21 protein-coding genes and 1 pseudogene are annotated in these 23,136 nt (G+C 62.5%); 2 read left to right on the top strand and 20 right to left on the bottom strand.

The genetic code is table 11. The features are described 5' to 3' along the window. Position 1: 1 nt before the first annotated feature. The 16 genes from hisB to RDM88_RS01095 all read right to left on the bottom strand — a co-directional run bounded on the left by hisB (position 2) and on the right by RDM88_RS01095 (position 18,136). The gene (gene hisB / locus RDM88_RS01020) at positions 2-580 is read right to left on the bottom strand and encodes an imidazoleglycerol-phosphate dehydratase HisB (RefSeq protein WP_308752325.1); all 579 of its coding nucleotides are present in this window, start codon (positions 578-580) and stop codon (positions 2-4) included. Between the two features lie 12 nt (positions 581-592). Then, a complete protein-coding gene (locus RDM88_RS01025) occupies positions 593-1,660 on the bottom strand; it encodes a histidinol-phosphate transaminase (RefSeq protein ID WP_308752327.1) in 1,068 nt (355 codons plus the stop codon). Next, entirely contained in the window at positions 1,650-2,945 is a 1,296-nt protein-coding gene (gene hisD, locus RDM88_RS01030) for a histidinol dehydrogenase (protein ID WP_308752329.1), read from the bottom strand. The genes RDM88_RS01025 and hisD overlap by 11 nt, the downstream gene beginning before the upstream one ends. Then, positions 2,942-3,589, bottom strand: a complete 648-nt coding sequence (hisG, locus tag RDM88_RS01035; RefSeq protein ID WP_308752331.1) for an ATP phosphoribosyltransferase — start codon at positions 3,587-3,589, stop codon at positions 2,942-2,944. The genes hisD and hisG overlap by 4 nt, the downstream gene beginning before the upstream one ends. Continuing rightward, a complete protein-coding gene (hisZ, locus tag RDM88_RS01040; protein ID WP_308752333.1) occupies positions 3,586-4,797 on the bottom strand; it encodes an ATP phosphoribosyltransferase regulatory subunit in 1,212 nt (403 codons plus the stop codon). Before hisZ ends, hisG begins: the two co-directional genes overlap by 4 nt. A 322-nt stretch (positions 4,798-5,119) precedes the next feature. Continuing rightward, positions 5,120-9,463, bottom strand: coding sequence for a PolC-type DNA polymerase III (locus RDM88_RS01045; protein ID WP_308752335.1), 4,344 nt, complete (start codon positions 9,461-9,463; stop codon positions 5,120-5,122). Between the two features lie 20 nt (positions 9,464-9,483). After that, positions 9,484-10,518: a flavodoxin-dependent (E)-4-hydroxy-3-methylbut-2-enyl-diphosphate synthase gene (ispG, locus tag RDM88_RS01050; RefSeq protein ID WP_308752339.1), complete on the bottom strand. Its 1,035-nt coding sequence runs from the start codon at positions 10,516-10,518 to the stop codon at positions 9,484-9,486. 15 nt (positions 10,519-10,533) lie between these two features. Beyond that, positions 10,534-11,559 carry a site-2 protease family protein gene (locus RDM88_RS01055; RefSeq protein WP_308752341.1) on the bottom strand — a complete coding sequence of 342 codons (1,026 nt, stop codon included), beginning with the start codon at positions 11,557-11,559 and terminating at the stop codon, positions 10,534-10,536. A 94-nt stretch (positions 11,560-11,653) separates the two neighbouring features. Next, a complete protein-coding gene (locus RDM88_RS01060) occupies positions 11,654-12,811 on the bottom strand; it encodes a 1-deoxy-D-xylulose-5-phosphate reductoisomerase (RefSeq protein WP_308752343.1) in 1,158 nt (385 codons plus the stop codon). Between the two features lie 28 nt (positions 12,812-12,839). After that, positions 12,840-13,673 (bottom strand): phosphatidate cytidylyltransferase, encoded by an 834-nt coding sequence (locus RDM88_RS01065; protein ID WP_308752345.1) that lies wholly within the window; start codon positions 13,671-13,673, stop codon positions 12,840-12,842. Between the two features lie 39 nt (positions 13,674-13,712). Beyond that, positions 13,713-14,429 carry a polyprenyl diphosphate synthase gene (uppS, locus tag RDM88_RS01070; protein ID WP_308752347.1) on the bottom strand — a complete coding sequence of 239 codons (717 nt, stop codon included), beginning with the start codon at positions 14,427-14,429 and terminating at the stop codon, positions 13,713-13,715. Between the two features lie 22 nt (positions 14,430-14,451). Continuing rightward, positions 14,452-15,006, bottom strand: coding sequence for a ribosome recycling factor (gene frr / locus RDM88_RS01075; protein ID WP_308752349.1), 555 nt, complete (start codon positions 15,004-15,006; stop codon positions 14,452-14,454). Next, the gene (gene pyrH / locus RDM88_RS01080; protein ID WP_308752351.1) at positions 14,999-15,721 is read right to left on the bottom strand and encodes a UMP kinase; all 723 of its coding nucleotides are present in this window, start codon (positions 15,719-15,721) and stop codon (positions 14,999-15,001) included. Before pyrH ends, frr begins: the two co-directional genes overlap by 8 nt. 200 nt (positions 15,722-15,921) lie before the next feature. Continuing rightward, positions 15,922-16,842: a translation elongation factor Ts gene (gene tsf, locus RDM88_RS01085; RefSeq protein WP_308752355.1), complete on the bottom strand. Its 921-nt coding sequence runs from the start codon at positions 16,840-16,842 to the stop codon at positions 15,922-15,924. Positions 16,843-16,887: 45 nt separating this feature from the next. Continuing rightward, positions 16,888-17,640 (bottom strand): 30S ribosomal protein S2, encoded by a 753-nt coding sequence (gene rpsB / locus RDM88_RS01090; protein WP_121585637.1) that lies wholly within the window; start codon positions 17,638-17,640, stop codon positions 16,888-16,890. A gap of 196 nt (positions 17,641-17,836) precedes the next feature. Then, positions 17,837-18,136 (bottom strand): YlmC/YmxH family sporulation protein, encoded by a 300-nt coding sequence (locus tag RDM88_RS01095; RefSeq protein WP_121585638.1) that lies wholly within the window; start codon positions 18,134-18,136, stop codon positions 17,837-17,839. 181 nt (positions 18,137-18,317) lie between these two features. Here RDM88_RS01095 and RDM88_RS01100 point away from each other — a divergent pair, with 181 nt between their 5' ends. Further along, a complete protein-coding gene (locus RDM88_RS01100) occupies positions 18,318-19,703 on the top strand; it encodes a sodium-dependent transporter (RefSeq protein WP_308752357.1) in 1,386 nt (461 codons plus the stop codon). A gap of 41 nt (positions 19,704-19,744) precedes the next feature. On the opposite strand, the gene sigG is transcribed toward RDM88_RS01100, so the two are convergent. From sigG to RDM88_RS01115, 3 genes are all read right to left on the bottom strand, one after another. Continuing rightward, the gene (gene sigG, locus RDM88_RS01105) at positions 19,745-20,515 is read right to left on the bottom strand and encodes an RNA polymerase sporulation sigma factor SigG (RefSeq protein ID WP_308752359.1); all 771 of its coding nucleotides are present in this window, start codon (positions 20,513-20,515) and stop codon (positions 19,745-19,747) included. Positions 20,516-20,687: 172 nt separating this feature from the next. Further along, positions 20,688-21,380, bottom strand: a complete 693-nt coding sequence (gene sigE, locus RDM88_RS01110) for an RNA polymerase sporulation sigma factor SigE (RefSeq protein WP_308752367.1) — start codon at positions 21,378-21,380, stop codon at positions 20,688-20,690. A 50-nt stretch (positions 21,381-21,430) separates the two neighbouring features. Then, positions 21,431-22,246: a sigma-E processing peptidase SpoIIGA gene (locus tag RDM88_RS01115; RefSeq protein ID WP_308752361.1), complete on the bottom strand. Its 816-nt coding sequence runs from the start codon at positions 22,244-22,246 to the stop codon at positions 21,431-21,433. A gap of 301 nt (positions 22,247-22,547) precedes the next feature. Between RDM88_RS01115 and RDM88_RS01120 the strand changes: the two genes are divergently transcribed. Continuing rightward, complete coding sequence (locus RDM88_RS01120) at positions 22,548-22,853, top strand: hypothetical protein (protein WP_308752363.1); 306 nt, start codon at positions 22,548-22,550, stop codon at positions 22,851-22,853. 90 nt (positions 22,854-22,943) lie between these two features. On the opposite strand, the pseudogene RDM88_RS01125 reads toward RDM88_RS01120, so the two are convergent. Then, positions 22,944-23,136: pseudogene (locus RDM88_RS01125) on the bottom strand (oligopeptide ABC transporter ATP-binding protein); the annotation flags it as partial.

Here is a 23,136-nt window from a genome sequence, read left to right on the forward strand (position 1 = left end):
ATCAGAGCACCCCTTTGGAGGAGAGCACCCCTTCACCCGCGGGAGAAACCGCAATCCGCAGCGCGTGCGCCGCCGCCTTGAAGAGGGCCTCGATCTTGTGGTGGTCGTTTTCGCCGTAGGGCACGCGCAGGTGCAGCGTGACCCCGGCGTTCTGCGCGAAAGCGCGGAAGAACTCCCCCGCCATACAGCAGTCGAGCGCGCCGACCGACGGGTTTTGGAAGGCGCTGTCGAAGACGAGGAAGGGCCTGCCGCTGATGTCGAGCGCGCAGAAGGCGAGCGCCTCGTCCATGGGGACCAGGAAGCTGCCGTAACGGGCGATCCCGTCCCGGCCGCCGAGCGCCTTCAGAAACGCCTGCCCGAGCACGATGCCCACATCCTCCACCGAGTGGTGGCAGTCGACCTCAAGGTCGCCGGTCATGTTGAGCGTTAGGTCGAAGCCCCCGTGCACCGCGAAGGCGGCGAGCATGTGGTCGAAAAAGCCGATCCCGCTCGTGCCGGTAAAGCGCCCCTTGCCGTCGAGGCGGAGCGTCAGCTCGATGTCGGTCTCCCTGGTCGTACGCCGGATGGTGGATTCACGCATCGGTTTGGCCCCCTATCGTAAAATTTCCCTGAGGGTGGAAAGCAGCGCGCGGTTTTCGATCGGTGCGCCCGCGGAGATGCGCAGGCGGTCGCCCATCAGCCGCACGGCGACGCCGCGCGCCAAAAGTGCTTCATAGACGCCCTTCGCGTCGGTCAGGCGCAGGAACACAAAATTTGCGCAGGTCGGGCGCACGTCGAGAAGATCGGCCTTTTCCCCGGCGAGCGCCGAAAGCTCCCGGCAGAGCGCGTCCCGCGACCTCTTGATCTCATCCGCGCAGCCCGTAAGGTAGTCGGGATGGGAAAAGAGCACGCACCCGGCCGCCTGGGTCATCGAATTGACGTTATAGGGGGATTTCGCGGCCTTGATGGCGCCGGTTAGGACCGGGTTCGCGACGGCGAAGCCGAGCCGGATCGCCGCCATGCCGAACGCCTTGGAGCAGGTTTTGAGCACGATCAGGTTGTCGTGCTCCCCTGCCGTCCGCAGGATCGAGCCCTCCGCGAAATCCATATAAGCCTCGTCCACGACGACGAGGCAGCCGGGCAGCCCGTCGATGATTTTGAGGACGTCCGCCCGCGTCGCCGCAAGCGAGGTCGGGTTGCAGGGGTTGGAGAAGATGAGCAGCTTTGCGCCCGCCTCCCGCGCGCGGGAGATGAGCGCGTCCGCGTCGAGCGCGAGGGTGTCCGGGTCCTTGTCGAACGCCAGCAGGCGCAGCCCGCAGGGCTGCGCGTAGAAGGAATACATTGAAAAATCGGGGCGCACGACCGCCATCGTGTCGCCCGGCTCGGTGAACCAGCTGACGATCAGCCCGATCAGCTCGTCCGAGCCGTTGCCAGCGACGACCATCGACGGGTCGACGCCGAAAAAGGCGGCACATTTTTCGCAGAGCTCCACCGCGTAGGGGTCGGGATAACGGTTGAAATCGACCCGCATGACCGCGGCCATAAGCTCCTCCATCAGCTCGGGCGGCGGCGAGAGGAAGCTCTCGTTCGCGTCGAGCCGGATGCGGTAGCTTCCGGTCAGCGGATCGTAGGGGGTCAGGTTCTGGAGCTTTTGGGGAAGCTCGTAGCGGTTACCAGACATCGGGGAACCTCACTTTGATCGAATTTGCGTGGGCGGTGAGCCCCTCCTTCTCAGCCAGGCGCACGACGGGCACCTGCGCCTCGGCGAGCGCCTCGCGGGTGTAGTAGAGGAAGCTCGACCGCTTGAGGAAGCTGTCCACCCCGAGCGGCGAAAAGAACCGCGCGGTGCCGGAGGTCGGCAGAACGTGGTTGGGGCCGGCAAAGTAGTCCCCCAGCGGCTCGGGCGAATTCTGCCCCAAAAAGAGGGAGCCGACATTGTCGATCTTCCCGATATATTCGAGCGGGTTGGCGGTCATGATCTCCATATGCTCGGGCGCGAGCTCGTTGGCGAGCGCGATCATCTCCGCTTCGCTGCGGCAGACGATGATCATGCCGTAGTCCGAGAGCGATCTGCGGATGATTTCGGCGCGGGAAAGGCTCTCCACCTGGCGCGTCAGCTCGGCGGCCGTCTCACTGGCCACCCGTTCGCTCGTCGTGAGCAGGACCGACGAGGCGAGCACGTCGTGCTCCGCCTGGCTCATCATGTCCGCCGCGAGGTAGACGGGGTTGGCGGTGTCGTCCGCCGCGATGAGGATTTCGCTCGGTCCGGCGATCATGTCGATGTCCACCGTGCCGTAGAGGAGCCGCTTGGCGGTGGCCACATAGATATTGCCGGGGCCGACAATCTTGTCGACGCGGGGCACCGATTCGGTGCCATAGGCGAGCGCGGCGACCGCCTGCGCGCCGCCCATCAAAAAGACGCGGTCCACGCCCGCCACCGCGGCGGCGGCGAGAATGTCCGGATTCGCGGTGCCGTCCTTTCGCGGCGGGGTGACCATGACGATCTCCCCCACCCCCGCGATGCGCGCGGGGATGCAGTTCATGAGCACCGACGAGGGATAGGCCGCCGTACCGCCCGGCACGTAGAGCCCGACGCGGGAGAGCCCGCGCACCCGCTGGCCCATGATGACGCCGTTTTCCTGCGTGTCAATGAAGCTCTGCTGCTTCTGGCGGTTGTGGAAAGCCGCGATATTCTCCATCGCGGAGAGCATCGCGTTCACGAATTCGGGCTCCGCGAGGGTGAGCGCGTCGTTGATCTCGTCGCGGCTCACCTCGAAAGTCCCGGGGCACTGCCCGTCAAATTTGAGGGTGTATTCCCGCACCGCCCCGTCGCCGCGCTCCCGCACGGCGTCGACGATCTCGGTGACGGCGGCCGTCACCTTCCGGTCCACCTCCGCGCCGCGCCGCCGCAGCGAGGCGAGCAGCTCCCATTCGGCGGCGCCGTCCGCCCTGACAATCGGTATCATTCCGTTTCCTCCCCCGCCAGATAGTCCTCGATGCGCGCGATCAGCGGTTCGATCTCCGCCTTGCGCAGCTTGAGGCTCGCAATGTTGACGATCAGCCGCGCGCTGACGTCACAGATGTATTCGGCGACCACCAGCCCGTTTTCCCGGAGGGTGGTGCCCGTCTCGACGATGTCCACGATCGCGTCGGACAGCCCCAGAATGGGCGCGAGCTCGACCGAGCCCTCAATCTTCACGATGCTGACGTCCATATTTTTACGTTCAAAGAAGGCGCGCGCCACATTCACGTATTTGGAGGCGATGCGCCGGGTGTGGTATCCCTCGTAGAAGTCGACCCCCTGCGGCAGGGCGAGCGCGAACCGGCATTTGCCGAAGCCGAGGTCCGCCACCTCGTAGAAGGTTCCGCCCATCTCCATGATCGTGTCCTTGCCGACCACGCCGATATCGCAGACGCCGTTGTCGACGTAGGTGGCGACGTCCGCCGCCTTGGCGAGCACGATCTCGAGATTTGTCCCCGCGACGGGCAGGATGAGCCTGCGGCCCTTCTCCCGGACGGCGGTGCAGTCGTAGCCGAGACGCTCGAACATCTCGACCGTGTCCTTTTCAAGCCGCCCCTTGGTCAGGGCGATGCGGATCGGTTTTATCATCGCGCGCCCTCCCCCTTCAGCGTCTCGACGTCGACCGCCTCGATCACATCGTCCACGACGTGCAGCTGCCGGATGCCGCGCCTGCGCGCATAGTCGGCGGCCGCGTCAAAGTCATCATAGACACAGTTCTCCGCGACGAGGCCGTTTTCCGTCAGCGATTTGATGTAGTTGACCGCCTCAGGCAGGTGCCGCTCGTCGGAAAAGACGAGGATATCGGGCGTCTGCGGTGCGGGTTCCCCGACGACCCGCGCCGCCGGATCAATGTTGACCGCGAAGCCGATCGCCGAGAGCGGCGCGCCGAATTCACCGAGGAGGTTGTCGTACCGACCGCCCGAGAGCACCGGCTCGCCGACTCCGTCGAAATAGCCGCGGAAGATAAGCCCGGTGTAGTACTCCGCCTGGTTGACCAGGCCGAGGTCGATGATCACGCGGTCCTCCAGCCCGAGCTGGCAGAGGTCCTCGTAGAGCCCGTGCAGATAGTCGAGGCATTCGAGCGCGCCGTTTTCGGAGAAGAGCTCATAAGCCTTCCCGAAGACCTCCTCCCCGCCGAACAGCCGGGGCAGATAACCGAGCGCGGCCGCTGCGCGGCTGTCGCCGAAGGGCGCGAGCAGATCGGAAAGCGCCGGGTAGTTCTTCTGCTCGATGCACTGGCGGATGGACTCCTTGGTGTCCGCCCCGGTGTCGAGCGAATCGATCAGCGCCTTGAAGTAGCCGATATGGCAGAGCTCGATGCGGAAGCTCTCCCCATTGATGTCCGAAAGCCCCGACGCGGCGAGTTCGACGATCTCCAGATCGCTGCGCAGGGAATTGGAGCCGATCAGCTCGACGCCCGCCTGGTAGATCTCGCTCGGCTTGCCGCGCATCGTGTGCTCGACGCGGTAGACGTTTTCGCAGTAGTAGAGGCGCAGCGGCATCGGCATGCCGGTCAGGCGGGTCGCCACCAGCCGCGCGATCGGAATCGTGCAGTCGGGCCGCACGACCATCAGCCGCCCGCGGGTGTCCGAAAGCTTATACATGTTCTCCTGCGGAAAATGCGCCGCGGAGGAGCCGAACACGTCATAAAACTCGATCGCGGGGGTAATGACCTGCCGGTAGCCGTGCGAGCGGAACATCGCCGTGAGGCGGCCGACCACCTCTTCCCGCGAGACGCACTCGTCGAAGAGCAGGTCGCGGGTGCCGTCGGGGGTGACCTTGTCGTAATGTTTCATGGGAACCTCCCGTTTTGCGTCTTGCTTTAACTTGCTAATATATTAGCATAGTGAAATAACCTTGTCAACACCTTGCACAAAGATTCTCCCGTATTTTGCGCCATTCGGCCCAATGTCCCCTGCACCGACGGACGCGGGAGGCGTTGAAAGCGGACGCCCCGCCTGCGCCAGACATTTCGGGGCCAGGGAGTTTTTCGTTCTCCCGTATGGTTTGCGCGGCTCTCCTCACGGGGCGCGGGAGGAGACGGAAACGGGAGACCCGCCTGTGCCAAATGTTTCGGGGTCCAGGGGGACTTTGAAAAGTCCCCCTGGGGCCCGCAGGTTAAAAGAAGGTGACCTGCGAGGTCGCGGGCAGGTCGCCGAGCGCGCCCGCCGCGCGCAGCGTCTCGACAACGGCGCTGGAGACCCCGGCGCGGTTGGAGATGTCGTCCGCCGAGATGAAAGATTCGGTCTGCGCCTCTTCCCACAGGCTCTTGGCCGCGGCCTCTCCGACCCCCTTGAGCGCCATGAAGGGCAGGCGGATCTTGCCGTCCTCCACCTCGTAGAGCTTGTAATGACTCTTGTAGAGATCGACCGGCAGGAATTCAAAGCCGCGCGCCTGGCACTCGTGGATGATCTGCAGCATGGTCAGCGTGCCCTCGTCCTTGGCGGAGCGGTCGTTTCCCATCGCGAGCAGGTTCTGGATTTTGCGCTTGGTCGCGGATTTTCCCTGCACCGCCGCCTCGGCGTCAAAGTCGTCGCCCCGCACGGTGAAGATGACCGCGTAGAAGGCCAGCGGATGGTGCACCTTGAACCAGCAGAGACGGATGGAGGCGATATCGTAGGCCGCCGCGTGCGCCTTGGGGAACATGTATTTGATCTTAAGGCAGCTGTCGATATACCACTGGGGCACCCCGTGCTCCTTCATCGCCATCATGTGTTCCTCGGTCAGCAGCTTGGGCGCGTTGCCCTTACGGGTGATCTCCATGATCTTGAACGCCATCTTGGGTTCCAGACCCTTGAGGAGCAGGTAGGTCATGATGCTGTCGCGCGTTCCGATGACCTCGGAAATCGTGCAGGTTTTGCTCCGGATCAGCTCCTGCGCGTTGCCGAGCCACACGTCGGTGCCGTGGGAGAGGCCGGAAATCTGGAGAAGGTCGGAAAAGTTCTTCGGCTGCGCCTCGATGAGCATGCCGCGCACGAAGTTGGTGCCGAATTCGGGAATGCCGAGGGTCCCGGTGTTGCAGTCGATCTCCTCCGCCGTGACGCCGAGCGCGTCCGGCTTCAAAAAGAGGCTCATGACGGCGGGATCGTTCATCGGCACGTCGTTCACGTCGATGCCGGTCATGTCCTCGAGGTACTTGTACATCGTCGGGACATCGTGCCCGAGCTCGTCGAGCTTGAGGATCGTGTCATGCAGCGAGTGGAAGTCGAAGTGTGTGGTCGTGATGTCCGAATTGGCGTCGTCGGCGGGGCGCTGGACCGCCGTGAAGTCGAAGACCTCGTGGTTGGAGGGCACGACGACCATGCCGCCAGGATGCTGTCCGGTCGTGCGCTTGACGCCGGTGCAGCCGAGCGCGAGCCGCTCCTCCTCCGCGCGGGTCATTACAAGCCCGCGCTCCTGCGCGTACTTCTTCACAAAGCCGTAGGCGGTCTTTTCCGCGACGGTCGAGATGGTGCCGGCCTTGAAGACGTGGGTCGGGCCGAAAAGCTCCTCGGTGTACTTGTGGATTTTGCTCTGGTATTCGCCTGAGAAGTTGAGGTCGATATCAGGCGCCTTGTCCCCGTCAAACCCGAGGAAGGTCTCGAACGGGATGTCGTGGCCGTCCTGCTTATACTTCGTGCCGCAGACGGGGCAGTTCTTTTCGGGCAGGTCGAAGCCGGAGCCCACCTCGCCCTTGGTAAAGAACTCGCTGTGGCGGCAATTGGGGCAGTAATAATGGGGCGGCAGGGGGTTGACCTCCGAGATGCCCGCCATCGTCGCCACAAAGGAGGAGCCGACCGAACCGCGGGAGCCCACCTTGTAGCCGCCCTCCTCGCTCTTGGCGACGAGCTTCTGCGCAATCATATAGAGCACCGCGAAGCCGTGCTTGATGATCGAGCCGAGCTCCCGCTCGAGCCGCTTGGACACCAGCTCGGGGACCTGCCCCTCAAAGCCGTACATCTTCATCGTCCGTTCACGGGTGATCCGCTGGAGGTCCTCCTCCGAGCCGGGGATCGTCGGGGTGAAGGTGCCGTTGGGAATCGGCTTGACGTCGCTTTCGATCATGTCCGCGATGCGGTTGGGGTTGTCGATGACGACCTCGTGCGCCTTCTGGGGGCCGAGATATTCAAATTCCCGGAGCATTTCATCGGTCGTGCGGAAGTAGAGGGGCGCCTGCTGGTCGGCGTCGGAAAATCCCATGCCCGCCATCAGGATGGCGCGGAACTTCGCGTCGCCAGCGTCCATGAAGTGCACGTCGCAGGTCGCCACAACGGGGATGTTCAGCTTTTCACCGAGCTTCACGACCGTCTCGTTGAACTCCCTGATGCCGTTTTCATCCGGTACGATGTTGTTGCGCACCATGAATTCGTTGTTGCCGAGCGGCTGGATCTCCAGGTAGTCGTAAAATTTGGCGATGTCGCAGAGGTCCCCCCAGCTCTTGCCCTCGACAATCGCGCGGTAGAGCTGCCCCGCCTCGCACGCGCTGCCGATCAGGAGTCCCTCGCGGTGCTCCATCAGCTTGGATTTGGGGATGCGCGGATGGCGCGAATAGCAGTCGAGGTGGGAGAGGGACACGAGGCGGTAGAGATTTTTGAGCCCCGTGAGGTTTTTGACCAGGATGATCTGGTGGTAGGTGGGGGATTTTTTCACGTCGACCGCCGCGAGCGAGGTGTTGATCCGGTCGATGCTTTTGCAGCCCTTCTCAGATTTGAGGATGTCGATCATCCTTAAAAAGATGCGCGCGAGCATCTCCGCGTCGTCGCAGGCGCGGTGGTGGTTGAAGTCGCCCAGTCCGAGATGCTTGGCGACGAGGTCGAGCTTATGCTTTTTGAGCTCGGGGAAAAGGGACCGCGAAAGGATGACCGTGTCGATCGCGGCAAAGTGGTAGGGCATGCGGCAGCGGCGCGCCGCCTGCTTCAGGAAGCTCGTGTCGAAGGGGGCGTTGTGCGCGACGAGCACCGCCTCGTCCCCGCCGCAGAACGCATAGAAAGCGGCGAGCGCCTCCGACTCGGAGGGCGCGCCGCGCACGTCGTCGTCGGTGATGCCGGTGAGCTCGGTGATCTTGGGCGGGATCGCCCGCTCGGGATTCACAAAGGTGTTGAAGCGGTCGACAACTTCCCCGCCCGACAGCTTGACCGCGCCGATCTCGGTGATCCGTTCGGTCGCGGCGGAAAGGCCGGTCGTCTCGAGGTCGAAGACGATGATCTCCCGGTCGAAGCCGCCCGCGGCACGGCCGCTCACGGCCTGCACGACGTCGTCGACGAAGTAGGCCTCCACGCCGTAGATGATTTTGATATCCCCGCCCTTTTTGCGGATCGCGTTCTGGGCGTTCACCGCGTCGGGGAATGCCTGCACGACCCCATGGTCGGTGATCGCGACCGCCCTGTGGCCGAATTCGAAGGCGCGGCGGACGAGCTTGTCCGCCGGGGTCAGACCGTCCATCGCCGACATATTGGAATGCATATGTAGTTCCACCCGCTTCTCCTCAGCGGTGTCGCGGCGCGGGACCTTCTTCACGGTGGCGATGCTGTCGGGGCGCAGGACGTTTTCGTGGTCGAAGCGGTCGTACTCGACCAGCCCGTACATCACCACGGTGTCCCCCACCTTGAGCTCGTCGAGCGCCTTGATCTTCTTATCCATCCGCCCGATGACCTTTGCGCAGTAGGAGCCGGTATAGTCGGTAAAGTAGATCGAAAGGATCAGCGTCTTCTCGTCCCGGCTGGTGCGCCGGTCGATCTTGAAGACGTCCCCCCAGACGGTGACGCTGCCGCTTTCGATGTTCACCCCCGCCATCTCGGCCGGACGGCCCTTGGGCGGATTGCCGTAGAGCGCGACCATCGAGCCGGGCTCGAAGGGCAGGTCGTGCGCGTCAAAGCTGAGCCGCGCCGCAGCGGGAACGACCGCGCCGTTTTCGAGCTTCTTCTCCGCACGCTGGGCGGGGGGCGGAGAATATTTGATCGGCGCGGGACGCGCCTTGTCCATCGTTTCATGGTAGACGTCGCTGTCGGGCGCGACGTCGAGCACCCCGTCGAAGAGGACCCGGACCTCCCGCCCGAACTCCTCGCGGATGACGGCGGAAATCTTCTGGGCGCAGTGGATCTCCTCGAGGAAGGGGCCGCCGCCGTGGCTGAGGTAGACGCGCAGCGTGTCCCCCGAGAGGTCGGCGCGGCTGCCGGTAAAAAAGCCGTTGACCGGCACCCCCTCGCCGCCGAGGCGGGCGATGATTTCGGGCAGGTAGTCGCTCGAAAAGAGCTCGCCCGGATAGCGCGGGCAGACCGCCGCCGTGTCGAGGGTGAGCGCCCCCTCCAGCTTGCGTGCGAGTTCGGACAGCGCGCCGCGCGGCACCAGCTCGTCCAAAACGAGCGTGACGGCCAGCGCGCGCCGCGCCTGGTCGAGCCGAAGCCCGCAGATTTCGCCGCGCGCTGCGGCGCAGCCGGGGACGAGCTCTATGTAATCGCCGAATATCTCGATGAATGACGCCAAAACAGACAACTCCTCAAACCCTACAGTTTTTCAATCTCCCGGAGCAGCACGTCCACGATCTGGTCCTCGGGGTATTTCCCAACGGGAACTCCCTTTTTGAAGAGGAGCGCCTCCCCGTTTCCGCCCGCGATGCCGATGTCCGCCTCCCGCGCTTCCCCCGGTCCGTTGACGGCGCAGCCCATGACAGCCACCTTTATATCCTTGCGGCAGTCCGCGAGCGCCTCCTCCACCCTGCCCGCCAGGGAGATGAGGTCGATCTTCGTGCGTCCGCAGGTCGGGCAGGAGACGACCTCCGGCCCCCTGCCCCTGCCCACGGCCTTGAGGATGTCGCGGGCGGCGCGCACCTCCTCGACCGGATCGGCGGTCAGCGAGACGCGGATGGTGTCGCCGATGCCGTCGCAGAGCAGCGACCCGATGCCCACCGCCGACTTGATGAGCCCCATGCGGGCGGTGCCCGCCTCGGTCACGCCGAGGTGGAGCGGACAGCCGAGCTGCTCCGCGGCCAGCCGGTAGGCCTCGATCATCGTGGGGACGTGCGACGACTTGATGGACACGACGATGTCGGTAAAGTCGAACTTTTCCAGCAGGCGCGCGTGGTATAGGGCGCTGTCGACCAGCGCCTGAGGGGTCGGCGCGCCGTATTTTGCGAGGATGTGCTTTTCCAGCGAGCCGGAGTTGACCCCGATGCGGATGGGCACCCCCGCCGCCCTGCACGCGTCCGCGACCTGCTTTACGCGGTCCTCCCCGCCGATGTTGCCGGGGTTAAGGCGGATTTTGTCCACCCCCGCCGCCACGCAGTCGAGCGCGATGCGGTAGTCGAAGTGGATGTCCGCGACGAGCGGGACGGAGACCGCCGCCTTGATCGCGGGGACCAGCCGGACCGCCTCCCGGTCGGGCACGGCGGCGCGGATGATATCGCAGCCCGCGGCCTCGAGCGCCTTTGCCTGCGCGACGCTGCCCGCAACGTCCTCAGCGGGCACGTTCAGCATCGACTGCACCGCGATGGGACTTCCGCCGCCGATCGTCACATTCCCGATTTTTACTTTCCCTGTCATCCGTTCACATCCCGTCTAGAAGAATCGCAGGATATCGTTGAAGGTTACCACCAGCATCAGCCCCATCAGCAGGACGAACCCCGCCGTATGGATGATCCCCTCGTATTTGGGGTTTACCGGGCGGCGGATCACCAGCTCGATCAGCAAAAAGAGCAGCCGCCCGCCGTCGAGCGCGGGCACTGGCAAAAGGTTGAACACGCCGATGTTGACGGTGATGAACCCGACGAGCAGCAGGAGCGTCTTGATTCCCGCCATGCTCGCCTGCCCGATGACCGTCGAAACCCCGACCGGCCCGGAGAGCTCCGCAAGGGTGAAGTTTCCGGTGATCAGGTTGATGAAGGACATCCACACCTGCCGCACGATCGAAAACATCCATAAAACGGTGTACCGCACGCTGCTCCAAAAGGTCTTGGGCGCGGAATTGACGTAAAAATCGAGGTTGATGACCTTGGTACCGTCCTCCATGACCTGCATGCCGAAGTCGATGTCCCTGAGCTCGAGCTTTTCCCCGCCGCGCAGGACGGTGAAGCTGACGACGCCGTCCTTGTCGCTCACCATCGAAAAGGAGATGTCGTTGGAGGTGAAGACACGGCTGCCGTTGACCCGCAGGATCTGGTCCCCCGCCTGGAGCCGCGCGTTGCTCTGCGCGCCCTCGTGAAACCCGCCGACCACCGTCGTGGGCAGGCTCTGGCGCATCCCCACGAGGATCGACAGGATGAGAAAGCCCAGCAGCAGGTTCATCAGCGCGCCCGCGCAGACGAAGAGGATCCGTTTCCACAGCCGCACGTTGCAGTAGGCGCGCGGGTCGGAGCTGTCCTCGTCCTCCCCCTCGACCGCGACATAGCCGCCGATCGGCAGGGCGCGCAGGGCGTATTTGGTTTCGCCGCGCTGGGTGGACCAGATCGCGGGACCCATGCCGAGCGCAAATTCGTTGACCCGCATCCCCGAGAGCTTGCCGACCGTAAAATGGCCGAGCTCATGGACGAAGATGAGCAGCCCGAACACGAGAACCGCGACAACGACCTGAAAGACAATACTCATAGAACGCAACACATTCCAATCCACATAAAATCGCCTGCATACGGCGGCGCTACTATCATAGTATTCTTACCGGCGCGCGCAATATTCCGGCGGATTACCGGCGCGCGCAGTACGCTTCGGCAAGCTCCCGCGCCGTCCGCTCCGCCTCGAGCACCTCTTCCAACGTGTAAAGTTCTTCAGCGTTACAGGGAAAGTGCTCCAATATGTACCCGACGCACCGTCCGATTTCAAGGAACCCGAGCGATCCGGACAGGAAGCGGCCGACCGCATACTCGTTGGCAGCGTTGACCGCGCAGGGATAGAGCCCGCCGCGCTTTGCCGCCTCGATGCAGAAACCCAGGCAGGCGAACGTCCCGTAGTCGGGTTTTTCAAAGGTGAGGCCGCCGCAGTCGGTCAGAGACAGGCGCTTCGCCCCGGTCGGCGCGCGGTGCGGCCAGGTCAGCGCGTACTGTATGGGCACCGCCATGTCGGGCGTGCCCATCTGGGCGATCACCGCGCCGTCGGCGTACTCCACCGCCGAATGGACGACGCTCTGCGGGTGCACGACGATCTCGATCTGATCGGGCGACAGCCCGAAGAGCCACATCGCCTCGATGAATTCGAGTCCCTTGTTCATGAGCGTCGCGGAATCGACGGTAATCTTCGCGCCCATCGACCAGTTGGGATGTTTGAGCGCGTCCGCGGCGGTCATCCCCTCAAGCTCCGCGGCGGTTTTGCCGCGGAACGGCCCGCCCGACGCGGTGAGGATGATCTTTCGGAGCGCCGCGCGGTCGCTGCCCTGCAGCGACTGGAAGATCGCGCTGTGCTCGCTGTCGACAGGCAGCACCTTTACCCCGTTTTCCTCCGCCGCGTTCATCACGAGCCGTCCGCCTGCGACGAGCGTCTCCTTGTTGGCGAGCGCGACCGTCTTTTTGGCCGCGATGGCGGCGAGCGTCGGGCGCAGGCCCACCATCCCCACCACCGCGTTGCACACCACATCCGCGCCGGGAAGCGAAGCGGCCTCGCACATCCCCTCCACGCCCGCCAGCAGCCGGATATCGGTATCCGCGAGGCGGGTTTTCAGGTCCGCGTAGGCCGTTTTGTCCGAAACGACAACACAGCGAGGGTGAAACTCCCTCGCCTGCGTTTCCAGCAGGGCGGCGTTCCTGTTTGCGGCAAGCACGTCGACCCCATATCCGAGATTTTTACAGCAACGAAGCGTCTGGGTGCCGATCGAGCCGGTCGACCCCAGAAGCGCGATTGTTTTCTTCAAATTCTGCCCCGCCTTCATTGATATGTACTCACGCCGCCAGATGGACGTGCTGGCTGAAGATGAACACCAGCGGCGCGACCATCAGCACGCTGTCAAACCGGTCCATAACCCCGCCGTGCCCCGGCATGATCGAACCGTAGTCCTTGACCCCGAACTGCCGCTTGATGATCGAGGCCGACAGGTCCCCAAGCATGCTCGCGGCCGACAGGAAGGGCACGATGCAGAGCAGCGCCGGCACATTGACCGCGATGGGAACGCCCAGCCAGCCCGAAATGGCGCCGTAGAGGAGCGCGACGAGCAGCATGGCGATTTCGGCGAAGACGATCCCGCCGACCGCGCCCTCCACCGTCTTTTTCGGGCTGATGACGGGCGCGAGCTTATGCTTTCCGAACGCGCGCCCCGCAAAATAGGCCCCCGTGTCGCTCAGCCAGGCGCTGCCAAGCGTCACGAGCACGTAGAAGATGCCCAGCGCCTTGCCCCAGTGGTCGCGCATATAGATCAGCGTGGTAAGCGAAAATGGCACCACCAGGCTGAAAAGGAAGCTCATGGCGATCTGCTCGATGCGCAGCAGGTGGTGACGGCGCAGCAGCACGGCGAAGAGCGCCACCACATAGAGGTAGCAGATCGCCATGATGTGCCGGGCGATCCACTGCACGGAAAAGAGCGGGATCACCGCCGCGAAGGCGATCGACAGCACCGCCACGAGCTTATCTTTGATGCAGCCGGTCGCGGCGAGCAGCTCGTAGACCGCCAGCGCGCAGAGAAACGCGATCACAAGGTTTGTCAGCACCGTATCGAAAAAGACAAACACCACGAACAGCAGCACAAGACCGATCATGGAGCTGATGATTCTTACCTTCATAGAACTCTCCCATCTTCCGCGCCGTCACGCGGGGTGACATTACAGGCCGCCGAAACGACGCGACCTCCCCCGGTATTCCGCGATGGCGCGGTCGAGGTGCTCGGGGGTAAAATCCGGCCAGAGCACATCCATAAACACCAGTTCGGCATAGGCCGCCTGCCACGGCAGGAAATTGGAGGTGCGCTGCTCCCCGCTCGGGCGGATGATCAGGTCGGGGTCGGGCTGCCCGGCGGTGTAGAGCGCGCCGGCAAAGGCCTCCTCGTCGATTTCATCGGGAGAAAGCTCTCCGGAGAGGCATCTGCGCGCGAGCGTGCGCGCCGCGTGGACGATCTCGTCCCGGCCCCCGTAGTTGAGTGCGATGTTGACGGTGATCGCGGTGTTCCCGGCGCTCTCGGCCTCCACGCGCGCGATCATCTCCCGAATGTCCTCGGAGAGCGGACCGCGCTCCCCCAAAAAACACAGCCGCGCGTCCTCCTCACGGTGCCTGAACATCTCGTTCAGGTACCTGCGCAGAAGATCCATCAACCCCTCCACCTCGTCCGCGGGCCGCTTCCAGTTTTCGGTGGAAAAGGCGTAGATCGTCAGGTAGGGGACGCCGATTTCCCGGCAGTATTTTGCGATTTTGCCAAAGGTGTCCGCCCCGGCCCTGTGTCCCGCGCTGCGCGGCAGGCCGCGGCGGCTCGCCCAGCGCCCGTTCCCGTCCATGATGATGCCGATATGACGGGGCATGGCGCCGGCAGGCTGCTTGTTCGACATGGATACACTCCGTTCCGGAAAATCAGATTTCGAGGATTTCCTTCTCCTTCTTCGCGGCGGTCTCGTCGATCCGCTTGCAGAACTTGTCGGTCATCTTCTGGGTCGCTTCCTCGAGATCCTTCTGGTCATCCTCGCTGATCTCGCTCGATTTCTTGAGCGCCTTGAACTTCTCGTTCGCGTCGCGGCGGATCGCGCGGATCGCGACCTTGGCTTCCTCTCCCTGCTTCTTGATCTGCTTGCAGATCTCCTTCCTGCGCTCCTCGGTCAGCGGCGGGAACACGATGCGGATGACGGAGCCGTCGTTGGTGGGGTTGATGCCGATATCAGAGGCCTGGATCGCCTTTTCGATCGGTTTGAGGGTGGATTTGTCCCACGGCTGGATCACCAGGATGCGCGCCTCCGCCACCGAGATCGCCGCCATTGCCTGGACCGGCGTGGGGGTGCCGTAGTAGTCGACCGTAATTTTGTCGAGCACTGCGGGATTGGCCCTTCCGGCGCGGATGGTCGCGAACTCGCCCTCCAGCACGCGGATGGTTTTTTCCATCTTGTCGTTATAGGGATTCAGCCGTTCATTCATCTGAGTCATCCTCCTTCACGATGGTTCCGATATTTTTGCCTTCAATCGCGGCCAGGATGTTATCCGGGTCGGCGAGACTGAATACAAGGACGGGAATCCGGTTGTCGCGGCACATCGCGGCGGCCGTGCTGTCCATCACGCCCAGGCCCTTCTCCAGTACCTCCTGGAAGGAAACATTGTCATACCGCACGGCGGTGTCGAACTTGTTGGGGTCGCGGTCGTAGACGCCGTCCACCATCGTCGCCTTGAGGATGATGTCCGCGTCGATTTCGGCGGCGCGCAGAGAAGAGGCTGTGTCGGTCGAGAAATAGGGGTTGCCGGTGCCGCAGCCGAAAATGACGACCCGGCCCTTTTCGAGGTGGCGGACGGCGCGTCCGCGGATGTAGGGCTCGGCAATCTGCTGCATGGTGATGGCGGTCTGCACCCGCACGGACACCTCCAGCGCCTCGAGCGCGTCGGCCAGCGCGAGGGAGTTCATGACGGTGGCGAGCATCCCCATGTGGTCGGCGCGGGTGCGGTCCATGCTTCCCGCGTCCCTGCCGCGGAAGAAGTTTCCGCCCCCGACCACGATCCCGATCTCGGCCCCGAGCGCGGCGCATTTCTTGATGCTCTCGCAGATGCCGCGCACGACGCTGTAATCGATGCCGAATTTTTTCTCCCCGGCGAGGGCTTCCCCGCTGAGCTTCAGCAGGACCCGTTTATACTTCAGTGGCATACATGACCTCCCGGAATGGTTATTTTTGGCACTTTTGCGCCCTGTTTATGCAATCCAGCCCGCAGGCCGGAGGGGGAAATTACATCCCTTCTATTTTACAATAATCACCCGTCAAAGTAAAGGGCGCGCCGCGATTAATTTCCCCCTCCCGCATACAAAAAAGGCGGCCGGAAATCCGGCCGCCTTTCGACGGAAAAATCTTACTTGATCATGCTGGCAACTTCGTCGGCGAAGTTGTCCTCGCGCTTCTCAAGGCCCTCGCCCTTCTCATAGCGGACGAAACCGGTGACCTTGATCGAGCCGCCGAGCGCCTTGGCGGTCTCCTCGGTGTATTGCGCGACGGTGATGTCGCCGTTCTTGACGAACGGCTGATCCAGCAGGCAGTTCTCCTTGTAGTACTTGCCGATGCGGCCGTCGACCATCTTGGCGATGATCTGGGCGGGCTTGTTCTTGAGCTTCTCGTCGTTAGCGATCTGCGCGGTGAGGATCTCCTTCTCCTTCTCGATAACGTCCGCGGGAACGGAAGCCTCGTTGAGGAAGAGCGGATTGATCGCCGCGACCTGCATCGCGACATCCTTCGCGTAGGCCTGGAAGCCCTCCTTGTCCGCGACGTCGGTCTCAAAGGTGACCATGACGCCGATGCGGCCGCCGCCGTGCACGTAGGTGACGAGCGGGCCCTCGGCATAGGTGAAGCGGCGGACCTTCATGTTCTCGCCGATCGTGAGGATCTTGTCGCGGAGCTCCTCCTCGACGGTCATGCTCATGCCGACCGCGGGGAGCTTCAGAAGCGCGTCGACATCGGCGGGCTTGTGGGCCGCGACGGTCTTGGCGCAGGATTTGACGAAATCCATGAACTTGTCGTTCTTCGCGACAAAGTCGGTCTCCGAGTTGACTTCGATCACGACGCCGACCTTGGTGTCGTCGTCGACCATCGCGAGGACGACGCCCTCGGCCGCGATGCGGCCGGCCTTCTTGGTGGCCGCGGCGAGCCCCTTCTCACGGAGAATCTCAACCGCTTTTTCCATATCTCCATCCGCTTCGGTCAGAGCCTTTTTGCAGTCCATCATGCCGCAATTGGTCTGCTCGCGCAGCGCCTGTACGTCTTTTGCAGTGAATGCCATTCGTGAAACCTCCATATATCTTTTATTCGTCCAAAAAGCCGGGATTTACTTATCGGCGGGAGCCTCGTCGGTCTCGTTCTCCTTCGCGGCGGCCTCTTCCGGAGCGACCTCGGTGCTGCCCTGGCGGCCCTCGATGAGCGCGTCGGCCATGGTGGCGCACAACAGCTTGACGGCGCGGATCGCGTCGTCGTTGCCGGGGATCACGTAGTCGATCTCATCGGGATCGCAGTTGGTGTCGACGATCGCGACGATGGGGATGCCCAGCTTGCGCGCTTCGGCGACGGCGATCTTCTCCTTGCGGGGGTCGACGACGAAGAGGGCGGACGGGAGCTTCTTCATGTCCTTGATGCCGCCGAGGAACTTCTCGAGTTTCTCGATCTCAAGGTTGAGCTTGCTGACTTCCTTCTTCGGTAGCAGCTCGAAGGTGCCGTCCTCCTGCATCTTGCGCAGCTGCGCGAGGCGGTCGATCCGGCGGCGGATGGTCTTGAAGTTGGTCAGCATGCCGCCGAGCCATCTGGCGTTGACATAGTAGGCGCCGGCGCGGGTGGCCTCGTCGCGGACGGAGTCGCCCGCCTGCTTCTTGGTGCCGACGAACAGGAGGTTCCCGCCGTTGGCGGCCATGTCGCGGACGAACATATAGGCCTCGTCCAGCTTTTTGACGGTTTTCTGGAGGTCGATGATGTAGATGCCGTTGCGCTCGGTGAAGATGTAACGGGCCATCTTCGGATTCCATCTCCTGGTCTGGTGGCCGAAGTGGACACCCGCCTCCAACAGTTGTTTCATTGATACTACGCCCATGATAAATTCCTCTCTTTCGGTTAAATTCCGCCACCGCGTTCATCTCATCCCACCATCCCAGAGGGACACCGATCAGATGATCGCGCGGTGTGTGTGTTACCGGCAGTATGCCAGCCGTAATATATTACCACAAAGAGAGAAAAAATGCAAGTATGAATTTCCCGCCGCGCCAATATTTTGCGCGGTTTTGGGGCGTTTAGTCGTCCTCCAGGATACGGAACCACTTTCCGCGTCCGCCCGTGGAATTCTCCTGTGCCGGAAGGGTGTGGTTGACGAGGATGGTGTCCTCCCCGATCACCTCGATGTCCTGCCAGCGGATGACGGTGTCCTCCTCCCGGCCGAGCAGCCCGAAAAAGCGTAGCCTGCCGCGGATGACGATCGCCGTGACCGCGGCGGCGGCCGTGTCGATCTCCGCGTCCGAAACGTACCCGAGCTTGCTGCCGTTGCGCACGTTGATGACGTATTTGTTCCGAAGGTCCCCCATCCGGCAAAACATGGCGCTTCCCCCCTGTGCTGATTTGATTAAAGTATATGTGCGGGACCGGGGAAATAGTTCTTCTGCAAAGCAATTGACATTTGGATGGAAATCCCTTATGATAAACTTTATGAACAATTTGTAAACCCCGCAAACGGAAATCCCCGGCAGTACAGGGACGTGCCGGGACGGAGGTGTTTTTGTGCAAAGGGAAAAGTTTTCTTCGCGGCTCGGCTTTCTGCTGATCTCGGCGGGCTGCGCCATCGGGATCGGCAACGTCTGGCGGTTCCCCTACATCACGGGACAGTACGGCGGCGCGGCGTTCGTGCTGATCTATCTGTTCTTCCTCGTCATCCTCGGCCTGCCGATCATGGTCATGGAATTCTCGGTCGGCCGCGCCAGCCAGAAGAGCGCCGCCCGCTCGTTCGACGTGCTCGAACCGAAGGGGAGCAAATGGCACCTCTATAAATACGGCGCCATGCTTGGCAACTACATGCTGATGATGTTCTATACGACCGTCGGCGGCTGGATGCTCATCTACTTCGTGAAGATGGCGGGCGGCGAGTTCGCCGGCAAGACCCCGGATGAGGTTGGCGGCATCTTCAACAGCATGCTCGGCGACCCTCTGCTCATGATGATCTGGATGGTGATCGTCGTCGTGATCGGCTTCGGCGTCTGCTCGATGGGGCTGCAAAACGGAGTTGAAAAGATCACCAAGGCGATGATGAGCTGTCTGCTTCTCATCATGGTGGTGCTCGTCGCGCGTTCGGTCACGCTGCCGGGCGCGGGCGAGGGGCTTCGGTTCTACCTGATGCCCGATTTCGGCAAGATGGCCGACCAGGGCGTTGCCACCGTCGTATCCGCGGCCATGGGGCAGGCGTTCTTCACCCTCAGCCTCGGCATTGGCGCAATGGCCATCTTCGGCAGCTACATCGGCAAGGACCGTTCCCTCACCGGCGAGTCGATCAGCATCACGCTGCTCGACACCTTCGTCGCGCTGATGGCCGGCCTCATCATCTTCCCCGCTTGCTCTGCGTTCGGCGTCGACTCGGCGCAGGGCCCCGGACTCGTCTTCGTCACCCTGCCCAATATCTTCAACGAGATGCCCGGCGGCCGGGTGTTCGGCGCGCTCTTCTTCGTCTTTATGTCCTTCGCCGCCCTCTCGACCATCATCGCGGTGTTTGAAAACATCGTCTCTTTCGGGATGGATCTCTGGGGCTGGACCCGCAAAAAGACGGTCGCCGTCAATCTCGCGGCGATCATCCTGCTTTCGATCCCCTGCGTGCTCGGCTACAACCTGTGGAGCGGCTTTGCCCCGCTCGGCGCGGGCTCCGCGGTGCTCGACCTCGAGGACTTCATCGTCAGCAACAACCTGCTGCCGCTCGGCTCCCTCGTCTACCTGCTCTTCTGCACCTCCCGGTACGGCTGGGGCTGGAAGAACTTCATTGCCGAGGCGGACACCGGAAACGGCGTCAAGTTCCCAAAGTGGTCGCGGATCTACGTCTCCTACATCCTGCCGCTCATCGTGCTGTTCATCTTTTTCCAGGGCTATTGGGACAAATTCTTCAAGGCGCTGTTTATCCACTGAGAAGCAAAAGGGAGCCGCCCGCGGGCGGCTCCCTTTTTAGATTAGATGTGCTTTTTGATCCAGTCGAGCGCGCCCTTTTCCAGACGGGAGACCTGCGCCTGCGAGATGCCGATCTCCTTAGCGACTTCCATCTGGGTCTTGCCGACGAAAAAGCGCAGCGTGAGGATCTTCTTCTCCCGTTCGCCCAGGCTCTTCATCGCCTCCTTGATCGCGATCTCGTCCATCCAGTCGCTTTCACCGCCCTTGTCCCCCACCTGGTCCATCACGTAGATGGTGTCCCCGCCGTCCGAATAGACCGGCTCGTAGAGGGACATCGGTTCGACGATCGCCTCGAGCGCGAGCACGACGTCCTCTTTTTTGGCACCCATCTCCGCCGCGATCTCGTCCACGGTCGGCTCTTTGGAGTTGCGGTTGATGAGCGTCTCCTTCGCCTGCATCGCCTTATAGGCGAGGTCGCGCAGCGAACGGCTCACCCGCACCGAGTTGTTGTCGCGCAGATGGCGGCGGATTTCCCCGATGATCATCGGCACCCCGTAGGTGGAAAAGCGCACGTTCTGGTTGGGATCGAAGTTGTCGATCGCCTTGATGAGCCCGATGCACCCCACCTGAAAGAGGTCGTCCAGGTTTTCGCCGCGGTTGGTGAACTTCTGCACGACCGACAGCACCAGCCGCAGGTTGCCGTTGATCATCTCCTGGCGCGCCTGCTGGTCCCCCTGCCGGATGCGCTTTAACAGCTCGATCTTTTCCTTTTCCTTTAAAACGGTCAGCTTGGCCGTATTGATCCCGCAGATTTCCACCTTGTTGTAATACACGTTTCGCACCCCGCTCACCCGAATCTTTCTAAATTCAGTATGAGCAGGGGAATTTGCAAACATACGCTTTCCAGAAATTGCTTGACCGGTGCGGCGGCATTTCCCGGTTGGCGCGTAAAAGGCCCCGGGACGAAATTTTCGTGCCGGGGCCTTTCTGTAAAGCGAAGTGACATTACAGAGTTTTTTCGAGCTCCTTTTTGAGCTTTTTGATGATGCGCTTTTCCAGACGCGAGATGTATGACTGGGAAATGCCGATGATATCCGCGACCTCCTTCTGGGTCTTCTCCTCGTTTCCGAGCAGGCCGAACCGCAGCTTCATGATGAGCTGTTCGCGCTCGTCGAGATGGCTGATCGCGCCGAGCAGGAGGTTTTTCTCCGCCTCGTCCTCAATGGGGCGGTTGATGCTGTCCGGGTCGGTGCCCAGAATGTCCGAGAGGAGCAGCTCGTTGCCGTCCCAGTCGATGTTGAGCGGCTCGTCGATCGAAATCTCGTTCCGGTGCGACTGGTTTTTGCGCAGGTGCATGAGAATCTCGTTTTCGATGCAGCGGGAGGCGTAGGTGGCGAGCTTGATATTCTTCTGCGGGCAGAAGGTGTTCACCGCCTTGATCAGCCCGATCGTCCCGATGGAAATGAGGTCCTCCACACAGATGCCGGTCGACTCGAATTTTTTGGCGATGTAGACGACCAGCCGCAGGTTATGTACCGTCAGCGTCTCCTTCGCGCCCTCGTCGTTCTCCTCGAGCTTGCGGAAAACGATCTTTTCCTCCTCCTTGGAGAGGGGCGCGGGCAGCGTCTCCGGGCCGTTGATATAGTAGGCCCGCCTCCTCCACAGCCTCCAAAAGATTTCACGCAGCCGCCCGAACAGCCCGGCCGCCCGCGTCCGTAATGTCGTGATCAAATAAATACGCCCCTTCCCTAATGCGCCCGGTCGATAATCTGCGGGTTGATGAGCGCCTGGTATTCCCCGCTGATCGGTTCGCGGCTCGCCGCTATGTAGACGTCGGAGGTCCGGATCGTCCTGCCTCCTCCGGTGATCCGGATTTCATCGGGCCGGAACCCCTCGAGCGCCCCCTCCCCCGTCACCGTCCGGCAGGGGATCACCCGGAAGCCCGCAAATTCGGGCGGCCGCACCCGTTCCGCCAGCGCCCGGTCGCAGACGATGACGGGCGCGCCGGAAAAGGGCTCCCGCAGGTCGCTGCCGGTATCCGCGAGCCCCTTGCAGGAGACCGTCTTCCCGTCCGCCGTCATGGTGATTTCATAGAGCCGCCGTTCGTCGACCCGGCCCGCGAAGAGCCGCTCGAAGAGCAAAATGAGCAGATACGCGGCGGTCGTGGAAAGGATGAGCGCCAGCACGGAGATGTCGAAATAGACCACGCCGTTATAGAAGATCATCCCGGCGGGCGCGAGCAGGCGGGAGAGCGCCAGCATGAGCCCCGCGAAGAGGAAGCTCACCGCAAAGGTGACGAAAAGGGCCTTTGCGAGACGCTGCCATGGGCGCACGCCGAAGGCGGCCGCCGCCATTGCCAGTGCGAGCAGGATTTTATAGAGAATTTGGAACCACAGCCCCACATAGGGCAGGAAGATGACGAGCGACCCGAGCGCGCCGACGAGGGCCCCGGCGCACAGCCTCCAGCGGCTCGCCAGCACGCCGAGCAGTTTGGCCGAAGCGAGCAGGAGCAGGAGATTGACGATATAGTTCACCACTACCAGCACATCCGCATAAACTGTCATAACCGCCCCGCCCCCCGCCGGAAATCCCAAGCCGATATTGTCCAACAGGACTATTATAGTGAGCGGACAAGTTTTGTTTCTGTCGAAATCGCGGGACAAATCATCGGATTTCTCCGAAGCCTCCCGCGGGCTAACACGATGGGCCCCTCCCGCATACAATGAGAGAGAACAGCAACTGTATCGGAACGCCGGCGGAGCTCCCTGCCCGCCCTTTCCTGCCGCACGGGACCGCGCGCGGCGTTCTTATCCCTGTGAGCTGTGCTTTTGATACATTTATTCTGAGAAAAAGGTGTGATCGTTAATGGCTTGTTGTTGTAACAACAGGAACCGCTGCAACTGCGGCTGCAACTGCTGCCGGAAAAAGACCTGCATGGACGACTGCCGCATCCAGCCCGTCAGCGGATGCCGGCCCAACAGCGACTGCTGCTGGTATCCGGTTGATGTCACGTCCGACAACGGACGCCAGATGAGGCTTTGCTGCGACCAGAACGGCTGCTGCGGGATGTTTCCCGAGGACTGCCGGAATACCTTCTGGCCCGACTTCGCCCATCCGCGGTGGCTCTGCTGCAAGGACCTCTACTGCGCGAGGAGAAAGTGCGGCTGCTGACTCCCGTTTTTGGGACGGCGCCGCCCGCGCAGGACATAAAAAAGGCGCGCGGCAACCGCCGCGCGCCTTTTTTATTTGGCAGGCAAATATTTACCCGGCGTTCCCGCTTCCGGGCTCGACGGAACCGCGCCCGCCGGCGAAAGCGAAGTCCGGGCTGGACGCCGCCTCGAGCAGCGCCCGGGTATAGGGGTGGCGCGGATGCCCGCAGACCTCCGCGGTCTCCCCCAGTTCGACGAGCCTTCCCGCTTTCATGACACCGATGCGCCCGCATACCCGCCGCACC

Origin of the sequence: uncultured Anaerotruncus sp., assembly GCF_902490045.1 — a bacterium.
GTDB lineage: Bacteria > Bacillota > Clostridia > Oscillospirales > Ruminococcaceae > Anaerotruncus.